Below are 19,610 nucleotides of genomic sequence, written 5' to 3'. Positions count from 1 at the left end.
TCGCATCCCCATCCGCGAACGCACCCACACCGACACACCCGCCAACGAGAACACCGACACGGAGGGCGAACATTGCCAACTGCGTTGGGGGCGTACAGAACCCGTTCGGCGAGATCGACGTCACCGATCTGTTCTACGACGACGAGCGGTCCGATCCGGCGCGGTGGCTGACCGACCGCGGTTGGGAGGTCGGCGGGGCGAGCCTGGACGATCTCGCCGCCCGATACGGGCGTCCGCCGTTCGAGGTGCCCGCGGAGATGGGCGACATGCGGGATCTGTCGGTGTATCTCACCGCGTCGAAGTAGGGTCGGCGTTGCGCACCCCGCACACGGCGGAGTGCGCAACGCGAATCCCATTGCCGCTCAGATCGCTTCAGGGCCTCAACGTGGCGGTGGCCGCGCGCACAAATCCGTTTGCGCGCTCGAGCAGAACGCGCGCCGCCGGGGCATCCACGCCTGTCAGCTGCATGACGATGGCGGTCTTCGGATGTCCGCCCGCGGCTTCCAGCAGGGCGGCCGCCGCGGCGGCATCGACGCCGGTCGCGTCCGCGACGATGCGCCGGGCCCGGTCCACGAGTTTGGCGTTGGAGGGGTTCACGTCGACCATCAGGTTGCCGTACACCTTGCCGGAGCGGACCATGGCCGCGGTCGAGAGCATATTGCACACCATCTTCTGTGCCGTCCCGGCCTTCAGACGCGTCGATCCGGTGAGAACCTCGGGGCCCGTATCGATTTCGATGCCCACCTCGACCTGCTCGCTCAGCGCGGCACGGACGTTGCAGGACAGGCCGATCGTCGCCGCGCCCACCGAACGGGCGTAGCGCGCCGCCCCGAGCGCATAGGGCGTGCGACCACTGGCGGCCAGGGCGACGACGACATCGGCGGCGGTGAGCCCGATCTCGGCAAGGTCCGCGGCGGCGCGGGGCGGCTCGTCCTCCGCGCCCTCGACCGAATGTGTCAAAGCCGGTGCGCCACCGGCGATCAGGCCGATCACCTCGCCCGGATCGGTACCGAAGGTCGGCGGGCATTCCACCGCGTCCAGCACACCCAGGCGTCCGCTGGTCCCGGCCCCGGCGTAGATCAGCCGGCCGCCCCCTGCGCGCGCGGCGACGATCAGCTCCACCGCCCGCGCGATCCGCGGAATCGCCTGTGCCACCGCCGATGCCACCCCGGCGTCCTCGGCGTTCATCACCCGCAGCAGTTCGGCCGTCGGCATCGAATCCAGCTCGGTCGTCCGCGGATTCGCAGATTCGGTGCGCAGCGCCGCAATGTCGTCCACTTCGCCTCCTCGACTGAGATTCACGGCGCGATCTCGCCGCCCGGTATCGGCCCACGAGCCCGCCGGGAGGTGGTGCCGCCGGACGCCTCGGAGCCGGTCCGCCGGTCCGCGACGGCGTCATAGGTGCGATGCAGCGCCCCGGTCGCGGACGGAGTTCGCTGCAGCACACCGATATACAGCGAATCCACGATCAGCAGCTGGCTCATCCGGCTGGCCAGGGCGGCCGAGCGAAAGCCGTCCTCGCGGCCGGCCACCAGGATCGTGTGCGCGGCCGAACGAGCCAGTGGCGATTGCGATCCGGCCGTCACGGCGACCGTCAGCGCCCGCCGCCCGGCGCGACGCACCGCCTCGACGACGGCGGCGGTCCGGCCCGAATGCGAGAAGGCCACCGCCACGTCGCCGGGCTCGAGCAGGCTGACGTGCACGAGCGCCTCGTCCTCCGATGTGCAGGCGCCACACCACATTCCGATCCTGGTGAGCTTCTGCGCCAAGTCCGCGGCAACCAGGCCCGAGGCGCCGATGCCGATCAGCACCACCCGTCGCGCCGCCGCCAGCGCCTCGGCGACGGCCGCGAGCGTCGCGGGATCGGCCAGCTCGGCGGTGGCCGCCATCGCCTCGGTCTCGAAGGCGGTGAGCTTGTGCAGCACCTTCGACGGTTCGTCGGCCACATCGATGTCGGTGGCGAAGACCGGGGATCGGTCCGCCGCCCCGACCGCCGCCAGGGCCAGCCGCAGCCGTGGATATCCCTCGTAGCCCAATGTTTTCGCCAGCCGGACCACGGCCGAGGTGCTGGTCTGCGCCCGCTCGGCCAGCTGAGTGACACTCAGCCGCGCCGCCGCGGCCGGATCGTCGCGGATCACCTCGGCAACCCGCGCGCCCGCCGGTGTCAGGCGCGGCATCGCCGCCAGCAGCCGCGTGCGCACGTCGTCATCGGGCACGAGTCGCCTCCCGAAATCGCTGCGACACTTCGACTGCCGCCTCGTCGCGGCGCGACACCACGGGCGTCCGAACCCGTTCGCCGCACCGAACACCAGGTGCGGTGGGCGCCGCGCGGCGCCAGGAGGGCGAGCGGAACGGACCACGAGCCGAGCTCAGGACACCGAGGATGAACGCGTCCACCGGCCCGACACCGAGATCAGGCATCGCTCAGCACCTCCAAGCGGCGGGGCGCAGCCGATGGCGTCGGGGACAGCGGTAGTCCGACGGTCCCCGGGGTGATCGAGCCCAGGACCACCGGCCGGGCCGCACCGGTGCGAACCGGATCGTTGCCGGGGAGGCCGTGGACGGTGAGGAAACCCAGGACCGCGAAGGCGGTGGCCTCCTTGGCCGCCGAGGGCAGGCCCAGCTGGTCCGAGGTCAGCAGGCGAGCGGCCGGGAGCCGGTCGGCCAGCATCGACATCAGCACCGGGTTGCGGGTACCGCCGCCGGACGCGATGACCTCGGTGGGCGCGAACGGGGCCAGGGCGTCGGCGATCGTGCGTGCGGTCAGGGCGGTCACGGTGGCGACGATATCGGCGGGCGACATCGTTCGGCCGCGCAACACGCGCTCGAGGTAGCCGCGGTGGAACAGTTCCTTGCCCGTGGTCTTGGGCGGCGGCAGCCGAAAATAGGGCTCGGTGAGCAGGATCCGCAGCAGGTCCTCGTCCACGCGGCCGGCCGCGGCCCGCGCGCCGTCCCGGTCGAGGTGTTCCCGGCCGTCCGTGCACAGCTCCACCGCGGCGTCGATCAGCGCGTTCCCCGGCCCGGTATCGAAGGCCGCCGCGGGTTCGCCGGTGACGGTGACGTTCGCGATGCCGCCGATATTCAGTGCGGCACATCGTTCTTCGCGCCCGGCGAGCCACAGCGCGTCGAACAGGGCGACCAGCGGCGCGCCCTGCCCGCCCGCCGCGATATCGCGGGGCCGGAAATCGCTCACTACCGTCAGCCCGGTGCGCTCCGCGATCCAGGAGGGCTGCCCGAGTTGCAGTGTGCCGCGGACGCTTCCATCCTCCACCCAATGGAAAACCGTCTGACCGTGCGAGGCAACGAGATCGGCTGTCCCGTCGAAGAATTCGCGCACGGCCGCCTCGGCCACGGCCGCGAACTCCTGTCCGACGGCGGTATCGAGGCGGCAGACCATGGCCATGTCCGCTCTCTCCGGTGGCAGCGCGTCCAGCAGGTCGCGGCGCAGCCGGGGCGGATACGAGCGGCTCAGGTGTCCCGCGATGCGCACCCGAATCACACTGTCCCGCAGCGTGACCTCCGCGCCCACCGCATCGATCGCATCGTGCGAGGTGCCCGACATCAACCCGACGACCCGCATCACACCGCCACTTCGACGGCCACCGGCTCCGGCGCGGCATGGAACCGGCTGCTGATCCCGCCGACCAGCAGCGTCACCGCGACACCGATCGGCACCAGCCACTGTGCGGCGATACCGAGCTCGGAGGTCTTGCCCGCGACGGTGACGGAAATCTTCACCCCGCGCACCACGAATGTCATCACCGCCACCGTGACCAGGAACGCGATCACGGCATCGAGCTGATTGGCCCGCGGCACGAGACGCCCCAGCAGGAAGGCCCCCAGCAGCGCGCCGTAGGTGTAGCCGGCGATGGCCAGGGCCGTGAGGTACACATTTCCGGTCGCCGCGCTGAATCCCATGGCGAATACCGCCATCAATACCGCCCAGACCACCGTCATCACCCGCGCGAGGGTCAGCATGGCCGAATCGGAGATTCCGGTGCGGGTGAAACTGCGAACAATATCGGCGACGGTCGAGTTGGACATCGAATTCAGCGCCGAGGACAGCGACCCCATGGCGGCACCGAGGATTCCGGCGACCAGCAGGCCCGAGATCACCACCGGCAGCCCGTGCAGGATGAAGTTCGGATACAGGCTGTCGGAGCTGGCCAGACCCAGCTGTTTCGGCGACTTGCCGCCGTTGTACGACCACAGCAGGGCACCCACCAGGGAGAAGGCAGCGAACTGCACGGCGATGAAGAGGCCCGATCCGATCATCGCCCGCTGGCTGTCGCGCAGCGACTTCGTGGCCAGAATGCGCTGCACGATCAGCTGATCCGAGCCGTGCGAGGCCATCGCGAAGATCGCTCCGCCGATGATCGCCGTCGGGAGCGCGAACGAGCTGGTGAGAATGTGACCGAGCCCGAAATCGGTATCGAAGACACGGAACTTGCCGGCGTGCAGGGCATTCGACCATCCCGCCGCACCGACGTGGCCCCACAGCACGCCGATCGCGATGAGGGCCCCGGCCAGGTACAGGCCCATCTGCAGTGCATCGGTCCAGATGACCGCCTTGATGCCGCCCAGGTAGGTGTAGATCACCGTCAGCAGCGTCAGCACGGCGATGATGACGTCGTAGCCGAAATGCAGCCCGAACTCGTTGAGCAGCAACTCGATCGGAATCGCGGAGGCGAACAGCCGCACGCCCTCGGCAAGCAGCCGGGTGATCACGAAGGTCACGGCCGCGACCCCCTGTAGATAGCGGCCGAAGCGCAGCTCGAGGTACTGGTAGGCGCTGACGAACCCGCCGCGCTTGTACAGCGGGATCAGCAGGGTCGCCACCACGGTACGGCCGATGATGTATCCCAGCGCCAGTTCGACATTGCCGAAGCCCTGGCCGGTGTAGGCGCCGCCGGGCACCGAAATGACGGTCAGCACGCTGGTTTCGGTCGCCACCACCGAGAAACACACCGTCCACCAGGGCATCCGGCCCTCACCGACGAAATAGTCGCTGCTGGACCGCTGCCGCCCCGACAGCCGCAACCCGATCCAGGCCACCGTGACCAGATACACGACGATGACGGCGACATTGAGTGCGTTCATCGCAACTCCCGGATAACGCGGCGAAATATTGCAAACAAGTGCCAGCAGCATCGCACATGTTGACAATCTTTGTCACAGTTTCGGCGACACGCTCCGATCAGGCGAACCGGATCACCAAGGGCTCCACGGCAGTGGCGGTGTCGGCGGCGAGCAGGGCGGCGCCGTCGAGGGGGGCGCCGAGCGCGGGGCGGCGGTCCACCGCGTCGGCAATGGCGAGATCGAGCGGGGCGAGCAACGCAGCGCCGAGATTCGTCAAACCACCGGTGATCGCATAGGGCGCCGGAAGGCGCAGCCCGGATCGGTCGACGGCCGCGAGGACGGTACGGGCCAGGGCGTTCGCGGCATCGGCGACGATCTGCGCGGCGATGCCGTCCGCACCGGCCGCGGCGGCGACCACCGGCGCGAAGCTCGCCGCGATCCGCGCCGGATTATCCGAGTCCCCAAGCAGTCTCGGCAGCTCGTCGAGAACGATCCCGTAGTGCTCACTCGCGCGCGCGGACAGCTCGGTGCCCGGCCCTCGACCGTCGTGGGCACGCAACGCGGCCCGCAACCCCGCCAGCCCGATCCACCCGCCGCTGCCCTCGTCACCGAGCAGCGGCCCCCAGCCATCGACGCGAACAAACCGCCCGGCCGCATCGACCGCGGTCGCCACGACCCCGGTCCCGGCCGCCAGCACCACTCCCGCCTCGCCACCCAGCGCCCCGGCGTGCGCGGTCACCGCATCCGAGGTCACCGCAACCGATTGCACCCCGGCCACATTCGCCAATCGGCGCGCAAGCTCGGCTGCCGCCTCCGGGGCCGCCACCGCCCCCGCCGCCCCGACGCACAGTGCGAAACCCGTTGCCGCGCCGTCGATCCGCTCGACGACGGCACGAATCACCTGCTCCGCCTCGTCGACTCCCCCGGCAGCCGCCAAACCTGCCGTCCCGGCGTCTCGTGCACCGGCCAGTTCCCGCCCGCCCACGCGCAACGACCCGCGACACCCCGTCTTTCCCAGATCGATCGCAAGTACTCGGCTGTCCATGCCCACCATCATGCTCGGTGCCAGGCCGGCGAGGCCGGGTCTACTCGGCCACAGCGAGCCGCCGCAGCAACCACTCGCGCAGCGGCCCCGCATATTCCTCCCGCTGGAGCGCGAAGTCGACAGCGACGCGCAGGTATCCGGCCGGGTTGCCGATATCGTGCCGAATTCCCCTGTGCACCACGACATGTACGGAATGGCCTCGGGAGATCAACAGGGCGATGGCATCGGTGAGCTGGTATTCGCCACCGGCGCCGGGCTCGATGTGGCGCAGAAGCTCGGGATCCTCCGCGAAATGCGCCGCGAGCCCCTGCTTTCCGGGCGAGGTGACGATGACCATGCGATCGGCCCCGGTGTGCGCGGCCTCCTGCGCGACCAGCTCGATCCCGGAGGTGTCCACCACCGGCAGCAGCTCCTTCGCCACGGTCTTGGTGGCGGGCAGGAATCGGGTTCCCAGTCCGGCGGCCGGTACCACGAGCGATCCGGGCCACACCGACAATCTCAGGCGGGATCGGCTACCGCGGAATCGCTCAGCGCGCCGATCACGCTGTCGAGGTGCTTGCGCATGAAGTGCTCCGCCTCGGCCGCGTTGCCGACGGTCACCGCATCGATGATCAGCAGGTGCTCCGCGAGCGAGACCTGCGGGCGGCCCGGCCGCAGTGAGAGCTGGAACTGGTGGCGCACGATCTGCGCGTTCAGGCGGACGAGGAGATCCGCCGCGGTCTCCTGGCCCGCGATCTCACGCAGGGCGGCGTGCAGCTCGTGGTTGAGCGCCGAGTACTTCATCAGCTCACCCCTGCGCACCGCCGCCGCCATCCGTTCGGCATATCCCCGCAGCCGCTCGACATCCTCGTCCGTCGCCCGCTCGGCGGCCTTGGCCGCGATCAGGCCCTCGAGCGCCCTGCGGCACTCGAGGATCTCGACCGCCTGCTCGAGCGAGACCGTGCGCACCCGCGCACCCCGATTGTGGATCCGCTCGATCAGCCCCTCGGCCACCAGTTCGTCGATGGCGGCACGGACGCTGCCGCGGGTAACCTCGAACCGCTCGACGAGTTCGGATTCGACAAGACGCTGCCCGGGTGCGACATCACCCTGCGCAATGGCCCGGCGCAGCCGTTCCACCGCAATCGCCTTACCCTGCGTTCCCCGTTCGAGTCCACTGCTCTGCGACACCGCAACCGTCCTGGCGCTAGGCGGGATACCTCCAATTGTCAGAGATTATGCCAACAATTCGCGGGCCACTCATCGGCGCAGTGTGCCGCCCCGGTCAGGACGGGTGCAGGTGGGTGCGCTGCCCCTCGGGATCCAGGATGGTCAGCAGCTCCGCCGGGCCGCCGAGGGCACCGAACGCGTGCGGGATCATGCAGGAGAATTCGGCGGCCTGACCGGTCTCGATGCGAATTCGCCTGTTCCCCAGCCAGAGCTCGACCGTGCCCGACAGCACGGTGAACCAGTCCCGGCCGGGATGCACGCGCTGCTCACCCGTCGGCGGTTTGGTGAGGCGCATCTTCGCGACCGAGACGCCGTGCGGGCCGTTGTCGCGGGTGAGCATCCAGATGGTGAGACCGCGGGCGCTGTCGGTTTGGGGCCGGATCACCACGTCCTCGTCGCCCACCGGCTCGACGAGCTGATCCAGCGTGGTGCCCAGCGCGCGGGCGATGGGCGCCAGCTGATCCAGCGCGATGCGACGGTGGCCGGTCTCGATGCGGCTGAGCGTGGACGGGCTCAGATAGCAGCGGGCGGCCAGCTCGTCCAGGGACCAGCCGCGCGCCGCGCGCAGACCCCTGATCCGCTTACGCACCACGCTGTCGAGATCTCCATCTTGCTCCATACGCAATATTGTATGCCCTTGACGCAATCCGCCGGTACGGTCGAGACCATGAGCCACGATCACCAGCATCACCACAGCGCCCATCACCCCGGCCACCCGTACGACGGTCACGATCACGGCGACGAGTCCGCCCTGGCCGACATGCTCGACCTGGACGCCGAGGTGCTGCACGAATACCACGCCGAGGTATTCGCCCTGATCCGCGAGCGCGCCGGGGACGGGCCGGTGCGCCGGATCCTGGACATGGGCGCGGGCACCGGCATCGGCGCGCTGGCCCTGGCACAGGGCTTCCCCGGCGCCGAGGTGACGGCCGTCGACCTGTCCCCGTTCATGCTGGCCCATCTCGAGGAGAAGGCCCGTACATCCGGCGTGGCCGACCGCGTCCACGTCCTGCGGGCCGATCTCGACGCCGGCTGGCCCGATCTGGGCGCGGTCGAGCTGGCGTGGGCCTCGAATTCGTTGCACCACATGGCCGATCCGGTCCGCGTGCTGAACGACCTGTTCGACACGATCCGTCCGGGCGGGCTGCTGGCCTTGGCGGAGCTGAATTCGTTGCCGCGCTTCCTGTCCGGCGAACTCGGTGACCTCGAGGAGCGCTGCTACGCCGCGGCGGCCGCCGAAACCGCCGAGCACGTCCCGCATCTGGGCTCGGACTGGGCGCCGATGCTGACCAAGGCCGGTTTCGACATCGAGATCGAGCGCCACTTCGAGATCGACCTGGCTCCACCGCTCCCCGCCGCGACCGGTCGCTACGCGCACAGCATCCTCCAGCGCATGCGCGCAGGCGTCGCCGAGCGTCTGTCCCCGGCCGACCTGACCGCCCTGGACACCCTGATCCTCGAGGGCCCCGACACCTTCGCCACACGCCCCGACCTCACCGTCCGCGCCGATCGCTCGCTCTGGATCGCCCGCCGCCCCTGATCCGGTCGCCCTCCAGGCTGCGATCGCCTCGGTCGAACCGCCGTGGGCTGGAGCCTGATTCCCGGCGAGCCGGCCCGCGGGACAACGCCACCCCGACATCCGCGCATATCCTGGTCGCAATTTTGCTCACGCTGATCGTGACCGGTGGTAGACGGCCCGCGATGGAGCAGAATTCGCGAAAGCTGATGCGCCGGATGCGCCATCGCACCGGAACACGATTACGGGAGGCTGGGTGACGACGTCGCTGCCGATGAAGCTCGAGTACACCAGGGATGTCCATCCCGGTGTCGACGTGCCGCTGCTGCACGAGATCCTGCGGCCCGAGCGTCCGCTCTGGTCGCCGGGAGAACTACATGAGCTCGCCGATACGGTGTCGACCGAATTGGCGCCCCGGCTGCGGGATATCGTCCGTTTCGATACCGAGCGGCGATGGTGGGCCCGGCTCGCCCTGACGATGGGCGTCGAGGTGTGGCTGCTGTCCTGGATGCCGGGCCAGGGCACCGAGCCGCACGACCACGGCGGCGCCTCCGGGGCCTTCACCGTCACCCTCGGCGAACTCGCCGAGGAGTATCGCCACATCGGCGCCCCGGTCCGCGCCGCGCGGTGGCGCCGCGGCGATACGGTTGCCTTCGGCCCCGGCCGCGCCCATCAGCTGCGCAATACCGGCACGGACGCGGCGGCCTCGGTGCACGCCTATTCCCCGCCGCTGCGTCCGGTGCGGGCGTACCGTGCGCTCACGGACTTCGCGGGCGTGGACCATCAGGAAGAGGTGTGAACATTACTGCCGACGATTTGGTTGCCGAAGCCAGGGCACAGTTCGACCGTGTGAACCCCGAGCAGGTGGCGGCACTGCTGGATGACGCCGGCGTCGTAGTCGACATCCGCCCCCATACCAACCGGCTCGCCGAGGGCGAGATCCCCGGCGCGGTCATCGTGGAGCGGATCGTGCTGGAGTGGCGGCTGGATCCCGCGGGAGAGCACCGGCTCCCGGGCCTGACGGCCGAGACGCCCGTTGTGATCGTCTGCAACGAGGGCTACGCCTCGAGCCTCGCCGCCGCCGATGTTCGCGGGCTGGGATTGCGGCGCGCCACCGATCTCATCGGCGGATTCCGCGCCTGGAAGGCCGCCGGGCTGCCGGTAGTTCCCGGCGGATCGCCCGCCATTCCCTAGCCCGCCGGGCTATCGGACGTTCCGGACGAATCGTCAACCGTTCCCTGGACCGCCGAGCTGCCGGTGGTCCCGGGCGAATCGCCAACCATTCCCTTGGACCGCCGGGATATCGGAGGTTCCGGCCGGATCGCCAACGTTTCCCTAGGCCGCCGACCGCCCCTATCCGCGCGCTGCGGCGAGGAATGCGCGGATCAAGTCCGGCGACTTCACACCCCGCTCGCTCTCCACCCCACTGGACACGTCCACCCCCCACGCACCGGTCGCCTCGATCGCCGCGCGCACATTCCCCGGGTACAGCCCGCCCGCCAGCAGCCAGCGCCCGGCCGGAGTGGCGAACTCCGGCGACGCCCAGTTCCACGGCTTACCCGAGCCCGGTTCGGGAGCATCCAACAGCAGCATGTCCTCCCCGAATTCACCACTGCGGGGCGCGATTCGGGCCGCCGCCGTGGCACGGATGAGTACCCGGCCCGGGGCGCGCAGCGCCTCGTAGTACTCCGGCCCCTCGTCACCGTGCAACTGAACCGCGCGAATACCACTGGCCTCGGTCAGCTCCCGGACCTGCGCGACCGGCTGCCCGCGGAACACGCCGACGGTAAGCACGTCGTCGGGCACCCGCTCGGCGAGCCGGCGCGCGGTGTGCGCATCGACGGTCCGCGGACTGGGCGCGAAGACGAACCCGACCGCGTCGGCGCCGGCGGCGACCGCGGTGTCCACATCCTGTTCGGTCCGCAGCCCGCAGATCTTCACGAAGAGCTCGGTCATATTCCGAGTCAACCAAACTCCGACTCCCGGCGCTGACCGGGGGCCGCACGTACCGAATGATTGCCAATGGTTAACTCTGGGTCAGACGGGTACCCAGGATCCGGCAATCGCCGGTCGCCCCGGCAACCGTCCCGCGAAGTTTCACGACAACCCTGTACCCACAGCCGCGCCGCTGAGGAGGAATACCGTGAACAGCATCGTTTCCCGGGTCGGAGGCGGCCAGGCGACGGTCACGCTTGTGGAGGCGAATACGTTCTGCCTGTCCGACCAGCTCGGCGACATCCACCCCGGCACCGCACAGGGACTGTTCTACCGCGATACCCGCGTGATCTCGCGCTGGCAGCTGCGGGTGGAGGGCCACCACGCGGACCAGCTCACGGTGCTGACCCCCGACGCGCTGGAGGCGCAGTTCGTGCTTCGCGTACCGCCACGCCCGGGCGTTGCCGACAGCACGCTGCTGCTGGTGCGCGGCCGCGCGATCGGCGAGGGGCTCACCGAGACGATCACCGTGCACAACCTCGGTCACGAGGACACCGCGCTGCGGCTGACGCTGCATGCCGAGGCCGATTTCGCCGACCTGTTCGCGGTCCGCGAGGAGCGCGGGCACCACGGCGCTGCCGAGGTCGCCGTCGCCGGTGCGGAACTGCGCTTCACCGACCATTCCGATCACGGCCGCGGCGTAATCGTCGGGGCCACAGACGATCCCGTCGTTCTCCCCGGCGCGATCAGCTGGCGGATCGTGGTGCCCGCACACGGCCGGTGGAACACCCGGGTGGTGGTGCAGCCGGTGGCCGGGCATCGCAGGATCCAGGCCACCGGACCGGATCACGACGGCCCCCGCGACCGGATGCAGGCGTGGCACGCGACGGCAACCGGCCTGACCAGCACCAATCCGCTCCTGAGCTATGTTTTCCGGCAGACCGAGAGCGATCTGGGGGCTCTGCGCATCGACGACGGCGACGAACGGACGGCCTACGTAGCGGCCGGCGCGCCCTGGTTCATGCGGCTGTTCGGCCGCGACAGCCTGCTCACCTCCTGGATGGCGTTGCCGCTGGATTCCGCGCTCGGGGTCGGCACTCTCGCCCGGCTCGCGAAACTGCAAGGTACGACGGTGAATCCAATCACCGAGGAGGAACCTGGCCGCATCGTGCACGAGATGCGCCGGGGCTGTGCGGGATTCGAGCACGGCGGAGCCTACTACGGCTCGGTCGACGCCACACCGCTGTTCGTCATGCTGCTCGCCGAGTGCCGCCGTTGGGGCGCACCGGAATCCGAGATCTCCGAACTGCTCCCCGCCGCGGATGCCGCGCTCGACTGGATCGACCACTTCGGCGACTGTGACGGTGACGGATTCGTCGAGTATCGCCGTAAGACGGACCGCGGCCTGGCCAATCAGGGCTGGAAGGACAGCGGCGACGCGATCACCGACGCCGCGGGACGCGCGGCGGACGCGCCAATCGCGCTGTGCGAGGTGCAGGGCTATACCTACGCCGCGCGGCTGGCGCGCGCCGAAATAGCCCGCGCCGGAGGCGATCTGTGCAGGGCAGAACGACTCACCGAGCGCGCCGCGGAGCTGAAGGAACGCTTCGACCAAGCGTTCTGGGCGCCCGAGCACGGCTGGTACGCGCTGGCCCTGGATCAGGGCAAACGCCGCGTCGACGCCCTGACGAGCAACCTCGGGCACTGCCTGTGGACCGGGATCGTGGCGGACGAGCGCGCCGAAGAGGTCATCGCGCGGCTCGCCGATGAGGATATGGACAGCGGATTCGGGCTGCGGACGCTGTCGTCGCGGATGCGCGCCTACAACCCGATGGGCTACCACAGCGGCTCGGTCTGGCCGCACGACACCGCACTCGCGGTCGCCGGTTTGATGCGGTACCGGCATGTGCCCGGTGCGTGTGAGCTGGCCGGACGACTCGCCGAGGGCCTGATCGCCGCGGCGGTGCACTTCCGCGGGCGGCTGCCCGAGCTGTTCTGCGGGTTCGGCCGCGACCAGTTCGGCGCGCCGGTCCCCTACCCGACCTCGTGTTCACCGCAGGCGTGGGCAAGCGCCGCGCCGCTGCTGCTGGTGCGTGCCATGCTCGGCCTGGCCCCCGACGTGCCCAATCGCACCCTGGATGTCGCGCCGCTGCTGCCGCGACGGTGGGGCCGGCTGGCGCTGACGGATCTGCGGCTGGGCTCGGTCACGGTCGAGATCGAAGCCGAGGGCGACACCATGCAGGTGCGGGGTCTGCCCGCCGATTGGACTCTGAACGGCGAGGGCTCCAAGGTCGCGGAACGGGTCCCGGCGGTCGCCGACGCGTGATCCGCCGGGGAGTCGAGGGGCATGTCTCGAAACCGGCTGCACCCGCGACCAATTCGCGGGTCCGGCCGCACCGACGCCGCTCACCCCGTCAAGCGGCCCGTTCCTGGGTAGTGTGCCGATAATCCGCTTGGCGGCGCAGCTCCTCGCGTTGGGTCCGGTGCTCGGGACACAGGTGGCGGTGCCCGCGGCGGATGTAGGCGGGGTCCAGTCGTTGTGCGAAGGTCAGGTGGTCGCGGCGCCAGCAATCGCCGCAGATGGGCTCGTTCATCTCGAACCTCCTCATTCCCCCTCGTTCGGCTGGTGGACCGGGAGTTCCCGGTCCGGATCGGACTCAATCCCCCCTATATCCATACTCATCCACAATGGCGGCGAACCGTTACCAGTGTGACCGTCCGGGACGCGCAAGGCGACCGATGATTCCATCTGGATCTTGTTGCGGGCGGCACGGTGTACGAATCCTCAACGGCGCAGCGCGGTCTCGTGTTCCAGGTGCGACAGCTTCGCGGGATTGCGCACGGCGTACAGCCCGGTGATGAGGCCGTCGTCGATACGCAGCGTCATGACCGTGTCGATCTCGCCGTCCACGCGCAGGATCAACGCCGGGTGACCGTTGATCCGGCTCGGCTCCAGCGCCGCGGCGACGATCCTGACCGGGCGGGAAACCAGCAGCCGGGCCACCGTGGCCGCACCCGAAATCGGCCGCACCGCAGCCTGTTTGACGCCACCCCCGTCACCCAGGAACACCACGTCCGGCGCGAGAATATCCAGCAGGCCCTGCATGTCGCCGGTCGATACCGCCCGCTGGAACGCCTCGAGCGCATCCCGGGTCTGCGCCGCCGAGACCTCCCCGCGCGGCCGGCGCGCGGCAACGTGCGCCCGCGCGCGATGGGCGATCTGGCGGACCGCGGCCGGAGTCTTGTCGACGGCCTCAGCGATCTCGTCGTAGCCCAGGTCGAATACCTCGCGCAGCACGAATACCGCGCGCTCGGTCGGGGCGAGCGTCTCGAGCACCAGCAGCATCGCCATCGAGATGCTGTCGGCGAGCTCGATGTCCTCGGCCACGTCGGGCGCGGTGAGCAGCGGTTCGGGCAGCCAGGGACCGACGTAGGACTCCTTGCGGCGCCCGAGCGTCCGGAGGCGATCCAGCGCCTGGCGGGTGGCGATCCGCACGAGGTAGGCGCGCTGTTCCTGGACGGTGGCAAGATCCACCCGCACCCAGCGCATCCAGGTCTCCTGCAGCACGTCCTCCGCGTCGGCGGCCGAGCCGAGCATTTCGTAGGCAACCGTGAACAGCAGGTTGCGGTGGGTGACGAAGGCCTCGGTCGCGGCGTCCGGGGGTGTACCGGTCATGGGCGGCTCCTGTCTCTGCTCGGCTCCTGCGTTGCTCACCAGACGCCGGTCCCCCTCATTCTGTGACACCCCGTTCGTATGACCGTCGTCACCCTGGCGAGATGTCACAGCAAGCACGGCGCCGCCATCTCATGGGCGACCGATCGCACCCGGCCCACGGGTGCCGCTCCCCGAGGAGGACCCGATGAACATCGCGCTGTGGATCGCCGCCGGACTGCTGGCCACCGTCGCCCTGACCGGTGGCATCACCAAGATGTTCGTGCCCCGGACGAAGCTGGCCGCGATGCCCAGCGCCGGGTGGACCGCGAATACCGACCCCGGACTGATCAAGGCCCTGGGCGTGCTGGAGATCCTCGCCGCGGCCGGGCTGATCCTGCCCGCGGCACTCGGCATCGCCCCGGTCATGGTCCCCGTCACCGCGGCGTGCTGGATCCTGCTGATGATCGGGGCGATCATCACCCACCTTCGGCACGACGAGGCCAAAGTCGTTGTGGTGAACCTGATCTACCTCGCCCTGGCGGTCTTCGTCGCGGTGGGCCGCCTCTGATCTGCGGCGCGGCGAACATGTCGGATGGGCCTGGCAGACTGCCCGATGTGGCAGGGATTATCACGATCGACGACATCCGTGCGGCGGCGGGGCGGCTGGCCGGGGTGGCCCACCGGACGCCGGTGCTCACCTCCCGGGTGCTGAACGAACGGGTCGGCGCCGAGGTGTTTCTCAAGTGCGAGAACTTCCAGCGGGTCGGCGCGTTCAAGTTCCGCGGCGCCTACAACGCGATCTCGCAGCTGACCGGGGAACAGCTCGCACGCGGAGTGGTGGCATGGTCCTCGGGCAATCACGCCCAGGCCGTCGCGCTGTCCGCGCGGTTGCTCGGGACATCCGCGGTCATCGTGATGCCCGAGGACACACCCGCGTCGAAGATGGCCGCCACCAAGGAGTACGGCGCCGAGATCGTCACCTACGACCGCTACACGCAGGACCGGACCGCTATCGGCGAGGCCCTGGCCGCCGAGCGCGGGCTCACCGTCGTTCCGCCGTACGACCACCCCCAGGTGATGGCCGGGCAGGGCACCGCCGCACTCGAGCTGTTCGACAGGACCGGACCGCTGGCCGCCCTGCTCGCCCCCGTCGGCGGTGGCGGTCTGATGGCGGGCTGCGCGACCGCGGCGACCGCACTGTCCCCCGGTATCCGCATCATCGGCGTCGAACCGGACGCCGGTGACGACACCAAGCGCTCGCTGGCGGCCGGTCACCGCGTCCGGATTCCGGTCCCCCGCACCATCGCCGACGCCCAGGCCGCCGACATCCCCGGCGAGCTCACCTTTACCGTCAATCGTGAACTGGTGGACGAGATCTGCCTGGTCACCGACGATCAGCTGGTGGCGGCCATGTCGTTCCTGTTCGACACGATGAAGATCGTCACAGAGCCGACCGGCGCCGCCGCCGTGGCCGCGCTGCTGTCCGGACGGGTCCGGCTGCCCGGCGCCCGGATCGGCGTCATCGTCTCCGGCGGCAATGTCGGCGCGGCGCGGTTCGCCGAACTGGTCGGCGGCTGACCACCGCCGTTACGAGGCGCGATACGCGCTGACATCGAAGGTTCCGTTCCGGTTCCGGAACGATGCCGCCGAGTCCGGCCACAGCAGCGTCACCCGGCCGGTCCGCTCGTCGCGGTACCAGCTGGTGCAGCGGCCCTGCGTCCACACGGTTCCGCGGGCGCGCTCGTCGATGTCGCGCATCGACGAGCGGACCGCCTCCGGCGTCACCTCGAGGACCGCGGCGGCCGTCGCGGCCAGGTGATCCAATGCGCCCAGCACGTAGTCGATCTGGGTTTCGATCACGTAGATGGCCGAGTTGTGGCCCAGCGCGGCGTTCGGGCCGTCCAGCACGTACATGTTCGGGAAGCCGTCCACGGCGGTCGAGGCGTGCGCGACCATGCCGTTGCTCCACCGCTGCGCCAGCGGCAGCGAATCGCGGCCGTGGATGTGCCGGGCGATCGACGGGCGGGTCGCGTTGAAGCCGGTCGCGAATACCAGCACCTCGACGTCGTACGCGTTCCCGCTCGCGGCGACGGCCGTCCCCTCGCGCACCCGCGCCAGCGGGGTCGATTCCAGCCGGACGTGCCCGGCCTGCAAGGCCGAGAAGTAGTCGTCGGAGAACAGGATTCGCTTGCAGCCGATCTCGTAGTCCGGGGTCAGCTCGCGCCGCAGCCGCAGGTCGGGCACCTGCACGGCCAGATGGTCCAGCGCGCGCTGGCGCAGCAGGTCGATCTCGGGATGCTGGCGTCTGCGGGCCGCGATGCTGAGCTCGGCATCGGCGAACAGCTCGTCCCGCAGCGCGGTGATCGCCTGCGGATCGGCGGCGAAACGCAACAGTTCCTCGCGGGTGTAAAAGCGATCGCCGCGGGGCAGCACGTACGGCGCCGAGCGCTGAAAGACCACCAGCTCACCGGCCTCCCCCGCCAGCCGCGGCAGGATCTGGATCGCCGAGGCGCCCGTGCCCACCAGGCCCACTCGCTTGCCGACGAGCGAGACCTTCGGATTCCACCGGGCCGAATGCCATTGGCGGCCGGTGAATTCCGCCAGATTCTCGACCGGGGGGATGTTCGGCTCGGTCAGTCGTCCGGTGGCGACGATCAGGTTGGCCGCGGAGAAGTCGCCGCGGGACGTGCGGACCAGCCACCGCGCCTCGGCCTGGATCCACTCCGCCCGCTCCAGCGCGCAGTTCAGCAGTAGGCGTTCGCGCAGCCCCTCCCGCTCGACGCAGGACCGCAGATACGCGTGGATCTCCGCGCCCTCGGCGAAGACGCGGGCCCAGTGCGGGTTCGGCCGGAACGAGAACGAATACAGATGTGAGGGAATGTCGCACGCCACGCCGGGATAGCGATTGTCGCGCCAGGTGCCGCCCACATCGTCGGCCTGCTCGATGATGACGAACGACTCCCGGCCACGTCGAGCGAGCTGAATGCCCATGCCGATGCCGGCGAAACCGGCGCCGACTATCAGCACGTCGACGCGGACCGCATCCGCCGGCATCCCGGGGTCTGTCTGGTCCGGCTGTGTCGGATCAGACATCGGAGTACCGCGTCGTGCGCTGGCGCAGCGGTCGGCCCAGCCGCTGCGCGACGGCCCGCACCTCATCGACGGTCAGGGTGAGTCCGGCCTCGGCCCCGGCATCGGGCGCGAGTTGCCCGTCGAGCAGCAGTCCGCCCAGATCGTTGGCGCCACCGCACAGCAGCGTCGTCGCCTCCGCCAGCCCTACCTTGGGCCACGCGGCCTGAATGTTCCCGATGCGCCCGTGCAGGGCCAGCCGCGCGACCGCGTGCAGCGCCCGGGTCTGCCGCGGGGTGGGGCCGAGTCCCGGCACGTCGCGAAGTCCGGGCGCCGGAACCCCGGGACCGAAGGGCATGGCGATGAATTCGGTGAAACCGCCAGTGCGGTCCTGGATCTCGGCGAGCAGGCGCAGATGTGCGACCTGCTGGGCGGGCGTCTCGACGTGCCCGTACACCATGGTCGAGGTCGAGGACAGGCCCGCGCGGTGCGCCGCCTCGATCACCTCGACCCACCGGCTCACCGGCAGGTCCGCGCCGCCCTTCATGCGGGCGCGCACCTCGTCGTCCAGGATGCGCGCGGCGGTGCCGGGCACCGATCCGAGCCCGGCAGCGCGGGCCGCGGCGACGAACGCGTCCAGGGGCAGGCCGCGACGAGCCGCGCCGTCGAGCAGTTCCTCGGGGCGCAGCGCGTGCAGGTGAATCGGCGCGGCGCCGGTGATCGCGGCGATCAGCGCCAGGTAGTCGTCGTCGCTGTCGGCGGGCAACGGTCCCTGCATGCAGATCTCGGTCGCGCCCAAGGCATATGCCTCCGCCACCAGAGCCGCAAGCCGTTCGCGCGCCGCGGTGCCGGTGCCCGACACGTCGGCCGTGTCCAGGTTCCGGTTCACGACGTACGTCACCGCGTCGCCGACCGCCTCCCGCCGCACCGAGTCGGCCAGGCGGCACAGTTCATCCAATTCGGGGCCGTCGGCGCCCAGCAGCGCGACGTATCCCTCATCCGGCAACGACGCCGGAGCCTGCGCGGCCTCGGCCACCCACTCCCGCACGAGGCCCGCATCGGGCACATCAACGCCCGCGACCGCACGATCCACCGGCCCACCATACCGCCGGGCGGGGACATCCCAGTTCAGGGCGCTACGCGCCGGCGGCCTCGGGGCGGACGCCGGAGGCAACGTAATAGGAACCGCCCTGATACCACTCGAGCTTCGTATTCAACAGCTCCGAGGACAATTCCTCCGCGAATGCCCGGCTGCGGGCCGGGCTGCGGTGCGTATTGCCGGCGATCAGATCCATGACCGTGCTGATCGGGTTCAACGCGGACCGCAGGCCGGTGAACGAGCAGACGTCGCCGATCACGATCCGGCCGCCGCCCCGCACGGCACTCTTCAAGGCCTGGAAGGCCCGCTCCGGCTCACTCACCATCGATAGCCCGAGAGTGCATATGCCCGCGTCATAGGACGACGCCCGGAGCACGCTCTCCGGTATCGCGCTGACGTCTCCCCGGTACAACTCGACGTTCTTCCATCCATTGTCCGAGATTCTGCGCCACGCCTGCAAAAGCATGCCCTCGGACCAGTCTATGCCGAGAATCTCCCCCTCCGGCCCGATGCGGTCCCGAATGAACGGGAATTCCAGGCCGGTCCCACAGCAGAATGCGATCACGCGGTCGCCACGATGGAGATCCATCTCGTGCACGGCTGCCCGCTTCAAACTGATCATATTATGCTGCCCACGGTCGTAGAACCTCGACGCGCGGTCATAAATGAAACGGGTCCGCCGAACCCACTTGGCGCTGATCACGGGAACGTTCGCTGGGGTGCTCATTCCGGCCTCGCAGATCGTGGAGAAGGAAGGTCGTCGGATTGCTGCTTTCGGGCTATCGCCAACTCGCGACCCCCGAGTGCCGGACGGCCACGATTGCCGCCCGCGCCGGTGGACCGTCACCGCGCGCGAACGGGTGTATACAGGATAGTTCTCCCGCCTTCGCGCCACCGGCGATTCGCGCACCCGCCCCGGCGCCCGGGCGAAATTTGCAAGGATGCACAGCGTTGCCCCGAGCAATGCGTCCGCGATCAAAGAATAAGGGTCGCCTACGCCTTC

General features: G+C 69.8%; 20 protein-coding genes and 1 pseudogene. 7 read left to right on the top strand and 14 right to left on the bottom strand.

Annotation, left to right across the window (positions count from 1 at the left end):
* A pseudogene (locus ABH933_RS43650) lies at positions 1–305 on the top strand (hypothetical protein); the annotation flags it as partial.
* 67 nt (positions 306–372) lie between these two features.
* On the opposite strand, the gene murQ reads toward ABH933_RS43650, so the two are convergent.
* From murQ to ABH933_RS43610, 8 genes are all read right to left on the bottom strand, one after another.
* A complete protein-coding gene (gene murQ / locus ABH933_RS43645) occupies positions 373–1,278 on the bottom strand; it encodes an N-acetylmuramic acid 6-phosphate etherase (RefSeq protein ID WP_429413513.1) in 906 nt (301 codons plus the stop codon).
* A 20-nt stretch (positions 1,279–1,298) separates the two neighbouring features.
* Positions 1,299–2,216 (bottom strand): MurR/RpiR family transcriptional regulator, encoded by a 918-nt coding sequence (locus ABH933_RS43640; protein WP_429413510.1) that lies wholly within the window; start codon positions 2,214–2,216, stop codon positions 1,299–1,301.
* Between the two features lie 197 nt (positions 2,217–2,413).
* Complete coding sequence (locus ABH933_RS43635; RefSeq protein ID WP_429415600.1) at positions 2,414–3,580, bottom strand: anhydro-N-acetylmuramic acid kinase; 1,167 nt, start codon at positions 3,578–3,580, stop codon at positions 2,414–2,416.
* Positions 3,580–5,100: a sodium:solute symporter gene (locus ABH933_RS43630; protein ID WP_429413507.1), complete on the bottom strand. Its 1,521-nt coding sequence runs from the start codon at positions 5,098–5,100 to the stop codon at positions 3,580–3,582. The genes ABH933_RS43635 and ABH933_RS43630 overlap by 1 nt, the downstream gene beginning before the upstream one ends.
* Before the next feature lie 97 nt (positions 5,101–5,197).
* Positions 5,198–6,124 (bottom strand): BadF/BadG/BcrA/BcrD ATPase family protein, encoded by a 927-nt coding sequence (locus ABH933_RS43625; RefSeq protein WP_429413504.1) that lies wholly within the window; start codon positions 6,122–6,124, stop codon positions 5,198–5,200.
* A gap of 40 nt (positions 6,125–6,164) precedes the next feature.
* Positions 6,165–6,596, bottom strand: coding sequence for a sugar phosphate nucleotidyltransferase (locus tag ABH933_RS43620; protein WP_429413501.1), 432 nt, complete (start codon positions 6,594–6,596; stop codon positions 6,165–6,167).
* Positions 6,597–6,622: 26 nt separating this feature from the next.
* Positions 6,623–7,294, bottom strand: coding sequence for a GntR family transcriptional regulator (locus tag ABH933_RS43615; RefSeq protein ID WP_429413498.1), 672 nt, complete (start codon positions 7,292–7,294; stop codon positions 6,623–6,625).
* Positions 7,295–7,388: 94 nt separating this feature from the next.
* Complete coding sequence (locus ABH933_RS43610) at positions 7,389–7,952, bottom strand: helix-turn-helix domain-containing protein (RefSeq protein WP_429413495.1); 564 nt, start codon at positions 7,950–7,952, stop codon at positions 7,389–7,391.
* 48 nt (positions 7,953–8,000) lie between these two features.
* Here ABH933_RS43610 and ABH933_RS43605 point away from each other — a divergent pair, with 48 nt between their 5' ends.
* The 3 genes from ABH933_RS43605 (at position 8,001) to ABH933_RS43595 (ending at position 10,043) form a co-directional block, all read left to right on the top strand.
* A complete protein-coding gene (locus ABH933_RS43605; protein ID WP_429413492.1) occupies positions 8,001–8,873 on the top strand; it encodes a class I SAM-dependent methyltransferase in 873 nt (290 codons plus the stop codon).
* A 232-nt stretch (positions 8,874–9,105) separates the two neighbouring features.
* Positions 9,106–9,648, top strand: coding sequence for a cysteine dioxygenase (locus ABH933_RS43600; RefSeq protein WP_429413489.1), 543 nt, complete (start codon positions 9,106–9,108; stop codon positions 9,646–9,648).
* Positions 9,645–10,043: a rhodanese-like domain-containing protein gene (locus ABH933_RS43595; RefSeq protein WP_308166675.1), complete on the top strand. Its 399-nt coding sequence runs from the start codon at positions 9,645–9,647 to the stop codon at positions 10,041–10,043. Before ABH933_RS43600 ends, ABH933_RS43595 begins: the two co-directional genes overlap by 4 nt.
* Before the next feature lie 159 nt (positions 10,044–10,202).
* Here the strand turns inward: ABH933_RS43595 and ABH933_RS43590 are convergent, their stop codons facing one another.
* Entirely contained in the window at positions 10,203–10,805 is a 603-nt protein-coding gene (locus ABH933_RS43590; protein ID WP_429413485.1) for a phosphoribosylanthranilate isomerase, read from the bottom strand.
* Positions 10,806–10,992: 187 nt separating this feature from the next.
* Between ABH933_RS43590 and ABH933_RS43585 the strand changes: the two genes are divergently transcribed.
* Positions 10,993–13,110, top strand: coding sequence for an amylo-alpha-1,6-glucosidase (locus ABH933_RS43585; protein WP_429413482.1), 2,118 nt, complete (start codon positions 10,993–10,995; stop codon positions 13,108–13,110).
* Between the two features lie 88 nt (positions 13,111–13,198).
* Here the strand turns inward: ABH933_RS43585 and ABH933_RS43580 are convergent, their stop codons facing one another.
* A complete protein-coding gene (locus tag ABH933_RS43580) occupies positions 13,199–13,378 on the bottom strand; it encodes a hypothetical protein (RefSeq protein WP_215918521.1) in 180 nt (59 codons plus the stop codon).
* 191 nt (positions 13,379–13,569) lie between these two features.
* On the bottom strand, positions 13,570–14,460 hold the full coding sequence (locus tag ABH933_RS43575; protein WP_429413478.1) for an RNA polymerase sigma-70 factor: 891 nt from the start codon (positions 14,458–14,460) through the stop codon (positions 13,570–13,572).
* Positions 14,461–14,644: 184 nt separating this feature from the next.
* Here ABH933_RS43575 and ABH933_RS43570 point away from each other — a divergent pair, with 184 nt between their 5' ends.
* On the top strand, positions 14,645–15,007 hold the full coding sequence (locus ABH933_RS43570; RefSeq protein ID WP_429413475.1) for a DoxX family protein: 363 nt from the start codon (positions 14,645–14,647) through the stop codon (positions 15,005–15,007).
* Between the two features lie 47 nt (positions 15,008–15,054).
* Entirely contained in the window at positions 15,055–16,017 is a 963-nt protein-coding gene (locus ABH933_RS43565; RefSeq protein ID WP_429413472.1) for a threo-3-hydroxy-L-aspartate ammonia-lyase, read from the top strand.
* 9 nt (positions 16,018–16,026) lie between these two features.
* Here the strand turns inward: ABH933_RS43565 and ABH933_RS43560 are convergent, their stop codons facing one another.
* The 3 genes from ABH933_RS43560 to ABH933_RS43550 are packed head-to-tail and all read right to left on the bottom strand — an operon-like array spanning position 16,027 to position 19,229.
* The gene (locus ABH933_RS43560) at positions 16,027–17,532 is read right to left on the bottom strand and encodes a flavin-containing monooxygenase (RefSeq protein ID WP_429413470.1); all 1,506 of its coding nucleotides are present in this window, start codon (positions 17,530–17,532) and stop codon (positions 16,027–16,029) included.
* On the bottom strand, positions 17,525–18,601 hold the full coding sequence (locus tag ABH933_RS43555; protein WP_429413467.1) for an FO synthase: 1,077 nt from the start codon (positions 18,599–18,601) through the stop codon (positions 17,525–17,527). Before ABH933_RS43555 ends, ABH933_RS43560 begins: the two co-directional genes overlap by 8 nt.
* 43 nt (positions 18,602–18,644) lie before the next feature.
* The gene (locus ABH933_RS43550; protein ID WP_429415597.1) at positions 18,645–19,229 is read right to left on the bottom strand and encodes a class I SAM-dependent methyltransferase; all 585 of its coding nucleotides are present in this window, start codon (positions 19,227–19,229) and stop codon (positions 18,645–18,647) included.
* Between the last annotated feature and the right edge of the window lie 381 nt (positions 19,230–19,610).

This window comes from Nocardia sp. GP40 (assembly GCF_050434125.1).
In the GTDB taxonomy this organism is placed as follows: domain Bacteria; phylum Actinomycetota; class Actinomycetes; order Mycobacteriales; family Mycobacteriaceae; genus Nocardia; species Nocardia albiluteola.
The sequence above is the reverse complement of the archived record's forward strand: the minus strand, read 5'-3'. Positions and strand labels throughout refer to the sequence as shown.